This is a genomic window from Bacillus sp. FH, assembly GCF_052216825.1.
Classification (GTDB): Bacteria; Bacillota; Bacilli; order Bacillales; family Bacillaceae_G; genus Bacillus_A; species Bacillus_A paranthracis.
Window position 1 is genome coordinate 2430557 of the sequence record NZ_JBQOUU010000001.1, and the last position, 16817, is coordinate 2447373.

Annotated in this window: 18 protein-coding genes; all 18 read right to left on the reverse strand. The window is 36.0% G+C overall.

From position 1 onward, the window contains the following. Positions 1 to 3 precede the first annotated feature (3 nt). Positions 4 to 885, reverse strand: coding sequence for a UTP--glucose-1-phosphate uridylyltransferase GalU (galU, locus tag ACTT1L_RS12900; protein ID WP_061131859.1), 882 nt, complete (start codon positions 883 to 885; stop codon positions 4 to 6). Positions 886 to 1126: 241 nt separating this feature from the next. After that, the gene (locus tag ACTT1L_RS12905) at positions 1127 to 1894 is read right to left on the reverse strand and encodes a tyrosine-protein phosphatase (RefSeq protein WP_061131959.1); all 768 of its coding nucleotides are present in this window, start codon (positions 1892 to 1894) and stop codon (positions 1127 to 1129) included. Between the two features lie 107 nt (positions 1895 to 2001). After that, positions 2002 to 2703, reverse strand: coding sequence for a CpsD/CapB family tyrosine-protein kinase (locus ACTT1L_RS12910; RefSeq protein ID WP_061131860.1), 702 nt, complete (start codon positions 2701 to 2703; stop codon positions 2002 to 2004). Further along, the gene (locus tag ACTT1L_RS12915) at positions 2693 to 3436 is read right to left on the reverse strand and encodes a YveK family protein (RefSeq protein ID WP_061131861.1); all 744 of its coding nucleotides are present in this window, start codon (positions 3434 to 3436) and stop codon (positions 2693 to 2695) included. Before ACTT1L_RS12915 ends, ACTT1L_RS12910 begins: the two co-directional genes overlap by 11 nt. A 274-nt stretch (positions 3437 to 3710) precedes the next feature. Further along, positions 3711 to 4388 (reverse strand): CpsD/CapB family tyrosine-protein kinase, encoded by a 678-nt coding sequence (locus ACTT1L_RS12920; RefSeq protein WP_061157826.1) that lies wholly within the window; start codon positions 4386 to 4388, stop codon positions 3711 to 3713. Between the two features lie 362 nt (positions 4389 to 4750). Continuing rightward, positions 4751 to 5185, reverse strand: a complete 435-nt coding sequence (gene fabZ / locus ACTT1L_RS12925) for a 3-hydroxyacyl-ACP dehydratase FabZ (protein ID WP_000931959.1) — start codon at positions 5183 to 5185, stop codon at positions 4751 to 4753. Between the two features lie 422 nt (positions 5186 to 5607). Beyond that, positions 5608 to 6609, reverse strand: a complete 1002-nt coding sequence (locus tag ACTT1L_RS12930) for a rod shape-determining protein (protein WP_000457987.1) — start codon at positions 6607 to 6609, stop codon at positions 5608 to 5610. 161 nt (positions 6610 to 6770) lie between these two features. After that, the gene (spoIIID, locus tag ACTT1L_RS12935) at positions 6771 to 7043 is read right to left on the reverse strand and encodes a sporulation transcriptional regulator SpoIIID (protein ID WP_000544012.1); all 273 of its coding nucleotides are present in this window, start codon (positions 7041 to 7043) and stop codon (positions 6771 to 6773) included. 304 nt (positions 7044 to 7347) lie between these two features. Continuing rightward, positions 7348 to 7482 carry a hypothetical protein gene (locus ACTT1L_RS12940; RefSeq protein WP_000008905.1) on the reverse strand — a complete coding sequence of 45 codons (135 nt, stop codon included), beginning with the start codon at positions 7480 to 7482 and terminating at the stop codon, positions 7348 to 7350. A 140-nt stretch (positions 7483 to 7622) separates the two neighbouring features. Continuing rightward, positions 7623 to 8528 (reverse strand): M23 family metallopeptidase, encoded by a 906-nt coding sequence (locus tag ACTT1L_RS12945; protein WP_001214945.1) that lies wholly within the window; start codon positions 8526 to 8528, stop codon positions 7623 to 7625. Between the two features lie 160 nt (positions 8529 to 8688). Beyond that, complete coding sequence (locus ACTT1L_RS12950) at positions 8689 to 9393, reverse strand: ABC transporter permease (protein WP_061157825.1); 705 nt, start codon at positions 9391 to 9393, stop codon at positions 8689 to 8691. Next, positions 9393 to 10235 (reverse strand): ABC transporter ATP-binding protein, encoded by an 843-nt coding sequence (locus ACTT1L_RS12955; RefSeq protein WP_139896262.1) that lies wholly within the window; start codon positions 10233 to 10235, stop codon positions 9393 to 9395. The genes ACTT1L_RS12950 and ACTT1L_RS12955 overlap by 1 nt, the downstream gene beginning before the upstream one ends. A 181-nt stretch (positions 10236 to 10416) precedes the next feature. Then, complete coding sequence (locus tag ACTT1L_RS12960) at positions 10417 to 11424, reverse strand: LytTR family transcriptional regulator DNA-binding domain-containing protein (protein WP_442821937.1); 1008 nt, start codon at positions 11422 to 11424, stop codon at positions 10417 to 10419. 98 nt (positions 11425 to 11522) lie between these two features. Continuing rightward, positions 11523 to 12542, reverse strand: coding sequence for a stage II sporulation protein D (gene spoIID, locus ACTT1L_RS12965; RefSeq protein ID WP_442821938.1), 1020 nt, complete (start codon positions 12540 to 12542; stop codon positions 11523 to 11525). Positions 12543 to 12750: 208 nt separating this feature from the next. After that, the gene (gene murA, locus ACTT1L_RS12970) at positions 12751 to 14055 is read right to left on the reverse strand and encodes a UDP-N-acetylglucosamine 1-carboxyvinyltransferase (protein WP_000411259.1); all 1305 of its coding nucleotides are present in this window, start codon (positions 14053 to 14055) and stop codon (positions 12751 to 12753) included. 39 nt (positions 14056 to 14094) lie between these two features. Continuing rightward, the gene (locus ACTT1L_RS12975) at positions 14095 to 14799 is read right to left on the reverse strand and encodes a YwmB family TATA-box binding protein (protein ID WP_442821939.1); all 705 of its coding nucleotides are present in this window, start codon (positions 14797 to 14799) and stop codon (positions 14095 to 14097) included. 51 nt (positions 14800 to 14850) lie between these two features. Continuing rightward, positions 14851 to 15087, reverse strand: coding sequence for a DUF1146 family protein (locus tag ACTT1L_RS12980; RefSeq protein ID WP_000940742.1), 237 nt, complete (start codon positions 15085 to 15087; stop codon positions 14851 to 14853). A 213-nt stretch (positions 15088 to 15300) separates the two neighbouring features. Further along, positions 15301 to 16815 carry an NADH-quinone oxidoreductase subunit NuoN gene (gene nuoN, locus ACTT1L_RS12985; RefSeq protein WP_442821968.1) on the reverse strand — a complete coding sequence of 505 codons (1515 nt, stop codon included), beginning with the start codon at positions 16813 to 16815 and terminating at the stop codon, positions 15301 to 15303. Between the last annotated feature and the right edge of the window lie 2 nt (positions 16816 to 16817).

Consider the following 16817-nt stretch of genomic DNA (forward strand, 5'->3'; position numbering starts at 1 on the left):
CTTTTATATATGTATATTTTCTTTTTCAACAAGCCCACTCATATATTTCATTAATTCATCTTTCAAATCTTCATTCTGAAGTGCCATTTCAATCGTTGTCTTAATAAAGCCAAACTTCTCACCAACATCATAACGAGTACCTTCAAAATCATAAGCAAATACACGTTGAATTTCATTTAACCTTTGAATTGCATCTGTTAACTGAATTTCCCCACCAGCACCTGTTTGTTGATCTTCCAAGAACATAAAGATTTCTGGTGTTAATACATAGCGTCCCATAATTGCTAAATTAGACGGTGCAGTACCTTCTACTGGCTTTTCAACAAACTGGCGCACTTGATAACGACGTTCATTTTGTTCAACTGGATCGATAATACCGTAACGATGTGTTTCATTTTCAGGCACCGTTTGTACACCAATTACAGATGATTGTGTTCCTTCATATTGATCCATTAGTTGTCGTAAACATGGTGTCTCTGCTTGTACAATATCATCACCAAGTAATACCGCAAATGGTTCATTTCCAATAAACTTACGTGCACACCATACTGCGTGCCCGAGCCCTTTTGGTTCCTTTTGTCTTATGTAATGAATGTTAATTCTTGAAGAAGCTTGTACCTTTTCAAGCATTTCATACTTTCCTTTTTCTAAAAGGTTTTGTTCTAACTCAAAAGAATGATCAAAATGATCTTCAATTGCACGCTTTCCTTTTCCAGTAACAATAATAATATCTTCAATTCCTGATTCTATCGCTTCTTCTATTATGTATTGAATCGTTGGTTTATCGACGATAGGTAACATTTCTTTTGGCATTGCTTTCGTTGCTGGTAAAAACCTCGTCCCAAGACCAGCCGCTGGAATAATCGCTTTTCTTACTTTTTTCAATTGTAGACCCCCAATATCGTTTTATTTGTATGTAACAATAACAAAAACCCTACCTATAAAGTCATGTTTATAACTCCATAGGTAGAGTTTCTATTACAAATAAATTATGGGCATCTAACCCATCCTCACGTCATACTCCCGACGACAAGCGTCTAAGGTAGGTTCGAAATAAAAATTTCTACCCACAGCACGACCGAGTGCCTCCGTTGATAACGGTTAGGAGACATCACCAGTTCTTTATTTAAAAAATACCGAACAATTTTTTACGACGGATTTGTTCTGGATCTTCTTTATAAATTGCTTTCCCGCTAATTATTAAATACGGATTCTCTCTTAAATCATACATAACACTTGCGCCGAATTCTTTCTCTATTAGTTCATAACTTTCTGCTAAATGAAATCCTCTTGACGTTGTATTATGTGCATCTGATGCGATCATATGGGTTAAGTTATGTTCGACAAGTTGTAGTGAAAACTTTTTGATTTTTTTACCAAACTTACCTAGTAAACAACATGCCGTTACTTGTGTTAATGCGCCTTTATTTACAAGATTATATAACTTATCTGGCCGCTCGATTAACTCGGCATTACGTTCCGGATGAACGATAATTGGAATCATTCCTTTTACACGTAATTCATAAAATAATTGTTCTGCATAACGAGGTACATGATTAGATGGAAATTCAATAAATATGTATTTGTTTGTTTCATTTAAAGTAACGATTTTATCAGCTTCATAGTCTTCTAATATGTCACCATATAACCTGACCTCTTGCCCCGGTAAAATGGTAAGTGGAATATTATGTTGTTGTAGTTCATCATTTAGTTGTTTTACTTGATGAATAATTGAGGTACGTTCATTTATATATTTTCCATTTTGATGGTGTGGTGTTGCGACAATTGTATGAATACCTTCCTCTATTGCCTTTTGTGCCATTACTAAACTATCTGTTACTGTCTGTGCACCGTCATCGATACCAGGTAAAATGTGACAGTGTAAATCTATCATTTGTTTCATCCTCCCTCTCTCATATAAATCTTTTTTCCCTTGAATATGAGATTTCTCATATTCAAGGGAAAAAGGAGATATGTTCTTCCCATATCTCACTCTTTCAATTAATTTGCACCGTAGTAATAATATAAGCCCTGTTCACGTTCACGATCATTCAGAACAACGCCTAACAATTTACCTTTTGCTGATTCTAATAAACCCTTTGCTTTTGCTGCTGATTCTTTTTCTGTTGATTCACTACGAACAACTAGAATAGAAGCATCACATACATTTGCCATAATTTGCGCATCTGTAACAGCTAAAATTGGCGGTAAATCAAAAATGACTAAATCGTACATACTGTATGCTTGCGCAAGAAGTTCTTGCATTGATTTTGAGCCTAACAATTCCGCTGGATTCGGCGGGATTGGACCACAAGCTAAAAAGTATAAATTATCAACTGATGTTGTTTGTACACATTTTTCTAAACGCTCACTATGCGTTAACACATTTGTTAATCCAAAAATGTTATCTACTTGAAACATTTGATGCATCGCTGGTTTACGCATATCTGCATCAATTAATAATACTTTCTTTCCTTGTTGGGCAAACACAACTGCCATATTCGCTGTCGTTGTTGTTTTCCCTTCACTTGGGTTCGCAGACGTAACCATTAACGAATGTAAATTCGTATCAACAGCTGCAAATTCGATATTTGTTCGAATATTACGATACTGTTCTGAAATTGGTGATTTCGGCTGTTGATGAGCAATTAATTGACGACGTTGGCGATGATTTTTTTTCTTTTTAAATAAATTAAGAGCCAATTGTTTGTCCCCTCACTTTTCTTGATGATGGAGCATGTGATTTCACACTTGTTGTTTCTTCATCCATACGAGCTACAATACCTAACACCGGTAATCCAAGTAAGTTCTCTACATCTTCTTCTTTTTTTACTGTATTGTCTAAGTACTCTATTAGGAATGCAAGGCCAACTGAAGCCATTAAACCAAAAGCGAAAGCAATTATTACATTTAACATTGGATTCGGTTTAATTGGTGATTGTTTCTCCACAATTTCTGCTTTTGATAATACTGTTACATTATCTACACTCATAATCTTTGCAACTTCACTCTTAAAAACTTCTGCTGTTGTATTTGCAATATCACGAGCTAACTTCGGATTTTTATCTTGTGTAGTTACTGAGACAACCTGCGAATCTTTTTCATTCGTCACTTCAATTTGTTTATTTAATTCTTGCGTTGTTATATTTAAACCTAATTTTTCTTTAACTTGGTCTAAAATAACAGGACTCTTAATAATAACCTTATATGTATTGGTCAATTGAATGTTTGTTTGCACTTCATTAAACTGAATTGCTGCACCTTCTTGCTTCTTCTGATTCACAAGAATTTGCGTCGAAGATTGATAGATTGGTGTCATAAAGAAGAAGCTAATGATAGCACTTACAATAGCTGCACCAAAGGCGATTACGAGGATCATTGCTAAACGTTTTTTTAAAATATGAAATAACTCTTTCAAACTAATTGTTTCTTCCATAAGTTCCTCCAACTTTCTAAATTTTACACATAACAAAAATTATAACATATAATCTTACATTTTTTTATTTTAGTAATATCTATGTACGATTGTTATTTAAAAACATATATAATCTTACAAAATAATCTTAAATATGACAACACATTCCATCAATTTGCCAAAAATTCTATTATATCATGTTTTTTATATAATACGATACTAAATTTCAAAACAATTCAAAAAAGCTAGCAAAAAAATTACTAGCTTTAAAAAATACTATTTCATACATTATTTTCTAATAATATCCATATTGTTCTTGTTCTTCTCTTTTATCGTTTAATATAACACCAAGTAGTTTTCCAGATGCTTTATCTAATATTTGTTTTGCTTTTATTAGTTTATCTTTTTCTGTTTTTTCACTGCGTGCTACTAATACAATTCCATCACATTTATTAGCGAGTATTTGTGCATCTGTAACGGCCAATATAGGTGGTGTATCGATCAGAACGATATCAAACATCTTATATGCCTCTAGAAGTACTTCATCCATTTTACGATATCCAAGTAGCTCTGCTGGGTTTGGCGGGATTGGACCTGCTGACATAACATATACGTTCTCTATGTCTGTTTTTTGAATACATTGCACAAATGATGCTTGTCCTGATAATAAATTCGTTAATCCATTTGGATTGTGTGCAGCGAATAAATTTTGCAATGTTGGCTTACGTAGGTCAGCTCCAATTAACAATACTTTTTTCCCTTGTTGCCCAAAAACAACTGCTAGATTAGAAATGGTCGTTGTTTTCCCATCACCTGGATCTGCTGAAGTAACAATGATAGAACGAATATGGTTATCTACAGATGTAAATTCAATATTTGTACGGATATTACGGTACTGTTCCGTAATGCGTGATTTAGGCTCTTTATGTGTAATTAATTGTCTTAATGGCTTTCTTTTCTTTCTTCCGAACATGTTATGGTCTCCTTTTTTCAGAATACGATATTTTCCCCTTTTTCTCTTTTATGCTCGATATGCTACGCCAATTTTTTATTTACTTCTACCGTTAAATTTCTCCATTACATCCCTCTACTCTTCATCATAGCGAATCAGAATAATCTTTGTCCTATCCCACACCTTCTATAATGTGACAACGATATCTCTATTTTTATCGTGCTATCATTTATCTTAATTTCAAGATATTTATAGCGCCATTATATACAAATTTCCATTCATTTACAATAAAAATTCTGATTAATCTGCATTTTAATATTTCGAACAAAAAAGAGGAATTAAAAAATCCTTCTGCATTTCACAGAAGGATTTTTTATTACTCTCTATTCTTTTTTATCACCAATCGCAAATGTAATTTCAGCTTCACATGCAACTTCACCATCTACTGTTGCGATTGCTTTTCCTTTTCCGATTGGACCACGTACACGCGTCATTTCTACTTCTAGACGAAGTTGATCACCTGGACGTACTTGTTTTTTGAAACGACAATTGTCGATACCTGCGAAGAAAGCAAGTCTTCCGCGGTTTTCTTCTTTCTTTAATACAGCAACTGCTCCAACTTGTGCTAATGCTTCTACAATAAGTACACCGGGCATAACTGCGTAGTCAGGAAAGTGCCCGTTAAAGAATTCTTCGTTGGCGGATACATTTTTAATTCCAACCGCTCTTTTTCCTTCATCTACTTCTAATATTTTATCAACAAGTAAAAATGGATAGCGGTGAGGAATGATTTCTTTAATTTGTTCTATATTTAGCATATAACAATCGCCCCTTTTGTAATATTGGTCTTACCACTTGGACATATTGTTTATTATCCCATTTTGTTTATTGTTTGTCATTATAAAGTGAAACTTTACTTCCTATTTATAAAAAAATGCATACACTCTATTCTCTTAAAATAGTTGCATATCCTTGCAACTGACACGGAGGTAGAAAAGAGTGTATGCCCAGATTAGGGAAAGGCAATATGTATTTGAACATGATTTGCCTTAATGTCGTATTCGACTCATTATATTACAAACGTTTTCAAATACGGAAATATTAAATTTAACCATATATATGAATATTTTACCTATATTCTTCGTTTTTCTTTATTTTTCTTCTATTTTCTCAAAAAATCGAAATAAAAAAATAAAAATACAAAAAAAGAACTAAGGTTTACACCTTAGTTCCTTTCACTTTATCGTAAAGCACGCTTTGGTAATCTATCGATATTCTCTAACATAATACCTGTACCAACCGCAACGCAGTGCATTGGGTTTTCAGCAATTAATACTGGTACTTTTAGTTCTTCTGCTAGAAGCATGTCGATACCGTGTAGTAAAGCTCCACCGCCTGTTAGAATCACACCGCGGTCGATGATGTCCGCTGATAGTTCTGGTGGTGTGCGCTCTAGTACGCCTTTTGCAGCTTGTACAATAACAGCCGCATTTTCTTTTAATGCTTCTGTAATTTCTTCTGAGCATACTGTAATTGTACGTGGTAAACCTGTTACCATGTCACGTCCGCGAATTTCAAGTTCTTCGCTACGTGCACCTGGGAATACTGTACCAACTTTAATTTTAATATCTTCTGAAGTACGTTCTCCAATTAATAGCTTATACTTACGTTTAATGTAGTTTAAGATCTCCATATCAAACTTATCGCCAGCCATTTTGATAGAGGAAGAGGTAACAATATCACCCATAGATAGTACAGCGATATCTGTTGTACCTCCACCAATATCAACAACCATGTTACCGCTTGGTTGGAAGATTTCCATACCAGCACCAACTGCGGCTACTTTTGGTTCTTCTTCTAAAAATACCGTTTTACCACCTGAACGTTCAGCAGCCTCACGAATTGCTTTTTGTTCTACTGATGTGATATTTGTTGGACAACAAATTAAAATGCGAGGTTTTGAAAAGAAGCTCTTTACGTCCAATTTGTTAATGAAATACTTTAACATCGCTTCTGTAATTTCGAAATCTGCGATTACACCATCTTTTAGTGGACGAATGGCTACAATATTACCAGGCGTACGTCCCACCATACTTCTTGCTTCTTCACCTACTGCTAATACTTTACCTGTGTTACGATCAATAGCAACAACAGATGGCTCATTTAATACAATACCCTTACCTTTAACATGGATTAATACGTTAGCCGTACCTAGGTCAATTCCGATATCTCGCGCAAACATTCCCGTTTTTTCCTCCTCGATATTCAAAATCAGGTTACACCCGAATTCTTTTACACCTAATTTCTGATTTTATCATAAATTTAACAGAAACGTAATATTCGCAAAAAGAATTTTTCTGAAAAATATTACCGAATTGAAACGGAATGTTTGCGATCGCATATTTATTGACGTACCGGCTTTTCTACATCTTCTTTTCTATACTTTTGTTTTGTTGCTTCTCCGCCTCTTAAATGACGAATAGACTTATGATAATCAAGAATTTCTTTCACTTCATTTGCGAGCTCTGGATTAATTTCTGGTAGACGTTCCGTTAAATCTTTATGGACTGTACTCTTTGATACCCCAAATTCCTTTGCAATGACACGCACTGTCTTTCTTGTCTCCACGATATACTTACCAATCTTGATAGTTCTCTCTTTGATGTAATCGTGCACACCACTCGCCTCCCTAAATTGGATGTGAGAAGGGTGAAATGAGCCTCGCTGCATACGACTAAGAAGTAAGTGTGAGTGCTGTTTGTAAGCGTTAAACATTCTTGGATTTATAATGAAATGATTCACGATTTCTCACCTCAAACACTCTCTTTGCTTTGGTTTATACCATTGTATTGCCCGCACTACTGATATATGCTACATGTTCACTATTTTTGCGGACTAAGTTAAGAAAAATTACGTTTTTTTGTGAGAAATACGTTAACAGTGACTATTTTGACAAAAAAATGACACCTTATATAAGGCGTCATTCTTCTCGTTCAAACTCTTCTTCTAACAATTGATGGTGGGGAACCTCTTTCTTACTGGCAATGTAATAATATAAAGTGAATAAAACAAACAATAAAATAATAGCGGTCGACAGAACAAACAAAAATGACACAGTATCCCCTCCCTTTTGTAATATATATTCGAGAATCTCGTCATTTTTCCTTGTTATTGCAACTTTTTTCTCGAAATTGAGTATTTTTATATAAAAATAAAAAAATCAGCTCTCTAGTGAGAACTGATTTTTTCACTTTCTTATTCTTGTGAAGAAGAACTATTAGATGATTCTGTAGAACCATTTGTTGATTTTTCTTCTTTCTTCGGTTCTTCTTTTTTGTCACTAGTCGAACCGCTTGTTGATTTCTCTTCTTTTTGAGACTTATCTTCTGTTTTACTTTCTGGTGTCGTGCTCGTTGACTTCTCTTCTTTTTGAGATTTGTCATCAGCTTTTTTACCAGAAGCATTCGTTGCCTTTGCAGCACCTGCATCAGCTTTAATTTCTGCTACTGATTTATTTAAGTAGCGCTCAGGGTTCACAGCCACGTTGTCTTTACGTACTTCAAAGTGAACGTGAGAACCTGCTTCTTTATTCATTGCACTTAGACCGGATTTTCCTAATACTTCACCTTGTACAACTCGTGCACCTTTTTCTACTTTTACACTGCCTAAGCTTTGATAAGAAGCTGCTACACCATTTCCGCTATCAACTGTTACAACATAACCAAGAAGTGAATCTTTTTCAGCTTTCGTTACTGTACCACTTAAAGCAGCTGTAACATTGAATTCTTTTCCATTCTTCGCAGCAATGTCAATTCCTTTATTTGGGGAATATGTGTTGTTATAAAAGACAAGTGCTTTTTCTTGTTCCGCCTCAGTTGCTGCATCTTCATAGAACTTCTTCTGTACGACTACTTCCGCATTAGCAGGAGCTGGCATTTTCACTACTTCTGAAGACTTCGTTACTGGTACTGCTGGATCTTCCGTTTGTGTATACGGTGTTGCTTGATCTTGGTTCGGAGTCTTCTTCGGATTAGCTCCTTGGAACCATAGCGCAACCATTAAGATTACCGCTGCACAAGCAATGTATAGTGCCGGAAATACCCATCTTTTTTGAAATAAATGTACTACCTTTTGCGACTTTTTATTATTTCTTCCTCGCATTCCATCATCACCTCAGCAATCATTTTGAACAATATTCACGTATCCTATACAACCTATAACTAATTACTTTTCGACAAAATCTGTAAAAATATGTATAGGAATTGTAAAATTTCCGAGGAAATGATAGAAAAAGAAAAAACTGAGCGTTTTGGCTCAGTTTTTAATCTAATTGTTTCTTTTTATATACGATTAAACATGCAATAAGTGAAACAATAAGCCAAGCTCCAACATTTATCATATGCCCACTAATACTACTAAACCCAGCGCCCTCTACTAAGCTTTTAATTGCCTTTTCAAGATGAGATGTTGGAAGATAACTAATTATTGTCTTAATGACTTTATTTTCAACCATTGGTTCAAATTGCACAGCTAAATACATCGTCATTAATATCGGCATTCCAATTAATGATGTTTGTGGGACAGAATCAGCTAGTAATCCAATCACCGTTCCAATTAAAGTAAATAAAATTGTTCCACATAAGAAAACAAATGCTAGTAATAAGAAATTTCCACTTAATTGATCTAAAATGAATAAGTTTACAATAGAAATACCTAGCGTTAAACATGTTGTTAATATACTTTTTCCAAGAAGGACTTCAACAGAAGAAGCTGGTGATAGCATTAACACACGTAACGTATGTTTTTCTTTCTCTTCCGCAATTACCATTGATTGAACAAACCCTGCAACGAATAGAAAGGCCATTAAAGTAATAATGCCAACCCCTGCACTCCCTTGTCCAAACCTGCTATATATAAATGCAAATATAATTGGTAAAGATGCCATTAGCAGCACTTGTGAATTTGCCTTAAAATCTTGTACTTCTTTTCTAAAAATAGCTGATACACGTCTCATTGAAAATGTCATTATAATCCCCTCCCAGTAACTTCAATAAAGATATCGCCTAGCGTTGGCTCGTGAGAATGGATAGATAATAGCTCTCCTTTTTTCATCCATTCTGAAATGCGTTTTGCACCTAATTCATCTTTTTGTACCGTTTCTTTCTTCTTATCCTTTAACACGACTTGTATTTGATCTTTCGCGTATTGTAAGCGAAGGTTCTCCGGTGTATCAAGCGCTACAATTTCTCCGCCACATAGAAAGGCAATGCGATTACAAAGCGTTTCTGCTTCGTCCATATTGTGAGTCGTTAAGAAAATCGTCGTTCCTTCTTTATTTAAATCCTTTAAGATTTTATGAATGTTTTGTACGTTAACTGGATCAAGTGCAGATGTTGGTTCGTCTAAGAAGAGGATATCTGGTTTATGAAGGATTGCTCTAGCTAATGTAACGCGCTGCTTCATTCCCTTTGATAGTTTCTTTACTAATGTTTTTTTATCATCTAATAAGTTTACTTGCGCTAATACTTCATCGATTCGTTCTTTTTTGCAATCGTATAAGTCACAAAATAATAGTAGATTATCATAAATGCTAAGTCTCTCATATAAACCGCTGTTGTCTGTTAAAATACCAATTCGTTTGTAATCGATACTACTTGGCCCTGTAATATCTTTCCCTAATACTTTTACCGTTCCAACGCTATGAAGTAATTGAGAAGTTAATATTTTTACTGTCGTCGTTTTCCCAGATCCACTCGGTCCGAGGAATCCAAAAATTTCTCCTTGCTTCACTTCAATATTTACATTTCGAAGTGCTGTTTTTTCGTTGAAACTTTTCATTACATCTTTCATTTCAATTGCCAATGTCATCTCGTCATCCCCTTTGTTTTTTTCTTTTATAGATGAAAGTCGCTTTAGCGCTTTTCGTTTGTTTGTTTCGCTTTTCTTGACTCAATCATATGAAAATCAAAGGGTTTACGCAGTAAAATACCGGTAAAAGGAGTATTTTTACCGGTGAATGAATCGTATTTTGAGCTTATTGGAGTACTTTTTATAGCCCAATTACACCTTTCAACTCATCCATTCGTCCTTTCGAAAGCGGAATTGAACTTTTTCTTTCGTCGTCTAAAATTAAGCTGAAACTGTTACGAGTCCAAGTAATTACTTCTCGTACTCTTTGTAAATTCACAAGATAAGAGCGGTGACATCTAAAGAAACCAAAACCTGTTAATCTCGCTTCTAGTTCACTTAATGTTAATGCACATGCGAAATCACCTTCACGCACATGAATATGTGTTACTCCGTTTTGCGTTTCAATAAAATGGATTTCCATTGGGTCTAATAAAATGATTTTATCGTTTACTTTCGCTGGTATTCTTTCTAACTTCATTTGCGGAATCATTTGAACGACTTTTTCTTCATCGACCTCTTCTGCTTCCTCTTGTTCGATTTCTACTTTTTTCACACCATCATTGTTTAATATGTATACATCTTCTGTTAACGAAAGGGCGTCCGATAGAAACGATGATGTAATAAAAATTGCCTTTCCTTGCTCTTTCATTTTCATAATTGCTTTTCGAATCATAATCGTACTCTCTGTATCTACATTTTGCTCCGGCTCTTCCAAAATAACTAAATCCGGATTATGGATCATAACTCGCCCAATATGAAGACGACGTTTCTCTGAAAATGATAGTTTTTCTATTTTAACGTTTAATTTATCTAAAAGGCCGACATATTGTACAACTTCTTCCGTACTCATATTTGATTCATAAAGTCCTATTAAGAACTTGAAGTATTCCTTTACCTTCAAACGATCATATGCTTCATCTTTCAAAAAACAAAAGCCGATGCGAGAATAATTTCTCTTTCCAATCACTTCATCTTCAAATAGCACATTGCCAGTTGAAGCTTCTTCCTCACCAATAATAATACGGTGTAACACTTTAGCTGTATGGTTATTACATTGCAAAACAACACATTGCCCCTTCTCAACCTTCAGTTCAACTGCCGGTAACTGGTTCGTCTTACCTAATTGTTTCAACTCCAGCAACGCCATTTTGTCTCCCCCAAATACTTTTTATCTTATTATACCAAACAATTAATGGAAAATTATGATATTTTAAACAAAAAGCAGGTGCCAGGAGACCCTGACACCTACTTCTTCACCATCAACTTACCTTCATAATCGTTCATCGTCTTTATTTCAACGCCTTTGTAGTAATGAGCGACGATATCTGTATATTTCTTGCCTTCTGCTGCCATGCCGTTCGCGCCGTATTGGCTCATGCCAACGCCGTGACCGAAGCCCTTCGTCGTAACAACGATTTTATCTCCCTCTTGTTTCCACGTGAAATCAGAAGAGCGTAAATCTAATTTGTCACGCACATCTCTTCCGGTTAATGTTTTCCCTTGAAATGCTACATCTTTTACACGTTTTCCTTCCGTACGCCCTTTAATGTCGCCAACTTTTCCGTCTGCTAACACTTTCACACCGAGACGTTTTTGAAAGTCAGCTACGGTAAAGGTTTGCTCACTCGTAAATTTCGGAGAAGCTTGATCCCACGGACTATCTACACTCTTTAAGTACGGATAATCATTTCCCCAATAATCGGCTGCATTTTCTGTCCGGCCATTACTCGTTGAGAAGAAGGATGCTGAGATTGGTTTTCCCTCATACGTTAAAACTTGTCCTGCGGTTTTCGAAACAGCTTCCTCGATTTTCTTGAAATTATTTTCGTAGTTATTGCCCCATTGTTTTTTCAATTCTTCTTTACTTTTGTACACTTGATCTTTCACCGTATCTGTCACGTCCGCATTGTTTTTCTTACCTCCGCTTAGCATACGCTGGACTACAAATGTTCTCGCTGCTAATGCCTGCGCCTTTAGCGCCTCTATTTCAAAACTGGCATTCATCTCAGAAGCTACTACACCGGTCACATACTCCTCCATAGGTAATGACTCTACCTTTTTCTGTTTCTCGCGATATACAGCAACTTGAACCGCTGTATCCACTTTCCCTGGAGCTGGTATACTTTCTATCGCTGGAGGAGTTTTAGAAGCTGCTTTTTCCTCTACTTTTGCTTTCGCAAACGGAATCACAAGAGCAGCAGGTACAATGATAACGAGCGCTATGAGAAGCGCTACTGTAATAAAAAGTGGCTTTGAAAATTTCATCTTATTTCCCCCAATATGAAAAAGCTTTACTCCATTCATTCTTATGGAACAACTCTTTCTTTTAGAACATACTTAAGGGGAACCATATAAAACAAAAATTTTCTAAATATTTTTACTGGTACGTGCATAAGTATAGAATTTCTTGACTATAACAGTAATAAGCCCAAAAAAATAGCCTCTATGTCAAAAGACATAGAGACTATTTCAATTAAGCGTGAAGATCAGAAACTTCTTGTTCTTTCACTTCTTCTACTTTTTCGTTTACACGTTCAATAGTTGCACCTAATGCAGCTAATTTCTTATGGAAGTTTACATAGCCACGGTCAAGATGTTTTAACTCAGTTACACGAGTGTAACCTTCTGATACTAAACCAGCTAAGATTAATGCAGCTGCAGCACGTAAATCAGTTGCTGCTACTTCAGCACCTTGTAAGCTGTTTGGACCGTTCATAATAACAGAACGACCTTCGATTTTAATATCAGCATTCATACGACGGAATTCTTCAACGTGCATAAAGCGGTTTTCAAATACCGTTTCTGTAATCATACTTGTTCCATCAGCTTGTAGTAATAATGCCATCATTTGTGATTGCATGTCTGTTGGGAAACCTGGGTGAGGCATAGTTTTAATATCAACCGCTTTTAACTTATCTGGGCCGATAACACGTACACCTTCATTTTCTTCGATAATTTTAACACCCATTTCTTCCATTTTCGCTGTAATTGAGCGTAAATGTTCAGGTACAGCATTTTCAATTAAGATGTCTCCACCAGTAATTGCCGCTGCAACCATGAATGTTCCCGCTTCAATACGGTCAGGAATAATAGAGTGGTTTGCACCATATAATTTATCAACGCCTTCGATACGAATCGTTCCAGTTCCAGCTCCGCGTACTTTCGCTCCCATCGCATTTAAGAAGTTAGCTAAGTCAACGATTTCTGGTTCTTTCGCTGCGTTTTCAAGGATTGTTGTCCCTTTTGCTAATGTAGCTGCAGACATAATGTTTTCTGTCGCGCCCACGCTTGGGAAGTCTAAATAAATTTTAGCTCCTTTTAGTTCTCCCTCAACGTATGCCTCAACAAAACCGTTACCAACCTGTACTTTTGCTCCCATTGCTTCGAAGCCTTTTAAATGTTGGTCAATTGGACGTGAACCAATTGCACATCCACCAGGAAGTGCAATACGAGCACGACCGTTACGTGCTAATAAAGGTCCCATTACTTGAACAGATGCACGCATTTTACGTACATATTCAAATGGCGCTTCAATGTTTAGCTCTTTAGAAGCATCGATTGTTACTTTGTTATTTTCAAATACGACTTCAGCATTTAAATGACGTAATACCTCATTAATTGTGTATACATCAGACAAAACTGGTACTTCAGATAGTACATTCTTTCCATCACTCGCTAATAGGGCTGCAGCGATTATAGGTAATACAGCATTTTTTGCGCCCTCAACACGCACTGTGCCGTTTAACCGCTTTCCGCCACGGACGATGATCTTTTCCAAATTATTCCCCTCCGTGTCCTTTTTTCAGTATCTATTCACTCAATACTCAGAAGTTATGATCGGTGTGCCAACCACAATTGTATCTTTGTTGTCTGTAGAACGTATTGCTATTTGCACATTTATTTTCTCTCTATTTGTTGAAAGAGCGTCATCCCACTTTTTATTGTATGCGGAGACTGACACAAATGCTCTTTCTTCTATCTGTTCGATCGCTCTTGCTGAAAGATCTTTCAAAACCTGATTGGTTTTATTTTGCAAAACACCTTCAATCTTATCATTCAGTACACCTTGAACACAAGTGTAAATTATAGGTTTTTCACTAAAAATTTTATTCGTTTTCTGAATATACTTCGGGTCCCATTTTGCCCCGCTTACTTCAAAGATAATGAAAGTGTTTTCTTTAGTATTTTCCTTACTCCAAGTTACTACTACTCGTTCTTCATAGGAAGAAAATTTTTTATAGGATGTAGCTTTATATCCATCTGGAGATTGCTCTAATTCCCACTTTTGAATATTTGCCTTATCCTTCACATCGTTTAACAACTTTTGAAACGTATGTATATTAGAAATTGTTTTTGTTTCTCTTGCTAACCATGACCATTTCTCTACTTTCGCATCATTTTTCTCTAAGGATGCGATCATGCCCTCCATCTTCTGTTCATCACTGATTGGTTTCATCTCTCTATACCCAACCAAAAATAAAACAACACTAAGTGCAACAATAAGAATGGCTTTAAGCTTCAATTTCATCCCCTCCTATCCCCATTGTTAACGGAGATATGAGGTTCTATACACTTACTTTACTAAATACGTTAAACTCTTTGAATAGCCTAAATAATCAAGGAAAAAGTTACTTACAGATGTCCCAATTGCAATTGTAATTAAGATGAGTAATACTCTCGTCTGCATCACCTTTCCAGGCTTCATTAAACGCTCAATGTGAATACCTTGTAAGGCCCACCACGTGATGGTAATAAACAATAAATGCGAAACAATGGCAATCAGTGCTTGTTGCCCTAAAAGATGTGCCAAAAAACCGACCCCTTTTTACCCAGCTACTACTTACGAAATACTATAAAAACGATACCATAATAAGTAGGAGCCACACTTTTTCAAATACAAATAAGCATCTTACATTTTACATCGAAATTTTTCTCTTTAAAAACGTATACCTATATGTATTTTCAATTGTAGTTCACACAAAATAAAAAGCGCAGAGTAACGACTCCACACCTTTTATTTTCACTATTGTACCACGTTCCCTAAGAAGAAGAAATCTTTCATTAATGGAAAATATTCATAAAAGAAATTGTATCCAATCATCGGCACAATCCCTAGTATTACAATCGAAATTGCACAAAAGCTCATCACAATCTTTATGTTGAGCGGCAAGCGAATTTTCTCTTCTACTTCTCCCGTACGGAAAAACATTTGCTGTAAAATACGGAAATAATATACGAATGAAATGACTGTCGTCCCCATCATAATAGAAGCTAGTACGTAATGAGCTGGCTCTACATGAAGAGCCCCTAAAAAGATGTTAATTTTCCCAATGAAACCAGCTGTTCCTGGTATCCCCGCTAGCGATAAAATAAAAATCGTCATCACAATCGCTGTAAATGGCGACCTTTTATATAATCCAGTGAAAATGGTGATATTTTCTTTATCGCTTTGTAAGATTAAGCCGTGGATAATTGCAAACGCGCCTATATTCATAAGCATATACGCAAGCATGTAAAACCACATGCTATCCATCGTAAATGGTGATAATGCGACAAGCGGAACGAGTAAATATCCCGCATGCGCGATTCCCGAATAAGCAAATAGGCGTTTTACGTTATATTGCTTTAATGCGACTACATTTCCAATAATCATCGTAATACTAGCTAGCACAGCGATGTATATGCTCATACGTCCGTATAAAGATTGCATGTCTCCTTGCACCGATACACTTGCAAAAACCATGAGGAACAAACGAATAATGAGTAAGAAACCCGCCATTTTAGAAATCGTTCCAAGAAAAGCAGTAACAGGTGTAGCCGCTCCCTCATACACATCAGGCGCCCACATATGAAACGGCACTGTAGCAATTTTGAATGAGAGCCCAACGAGTAAGAGTAGGAATGCGAGAGCTAGCAATAACTGAATACCACCAGCCAGTTCTCCGGCAAATACTTTTTGCATATCCACGATATTAGTTGACCCTGTAATGCCGTATAAGTAACTCATTCCAAAGAGTGTAATTGCCGTTCCAATTCCTCCATTAATGACATATTTCATGGCCGCCTCATTTGATGCACGGTTCTTTTTTCGTATTCCTACTAAAATGTAGGAAGAAAGTGAAAGCAATTCTAAACCGACGAAAAGTGTAACGAAATCAACGCTAGAAGCCATAAACATCGCCCCAAGAAGCGCCATTAAAAATAAGTAATAATACTCTCCCTTATCTTCAATTGGATTTTTCTTATCATCGCTCATTGCGGTGCACAAAATGAGGGCCGCCCCGCCTAACAACAACGTTTTAAATCCTTTTGAAAATCCATCTAACACAAAAGATCCATTTAAAATATCTCCCGCTGGTTCACCGTATAGCGTAATTAATGATACGATCGCTAATACGATAGCTGCGATTGCACCAAGCGCTACATACCTATGGTTCAGCTTAAAAAACAAATCACATATGGAAAGAAGGATGGCAGCTCCGAGAATGATGAATTCTGGCACCATGAGATGCCATGATAAGCTAAGTAACGTATTCATAT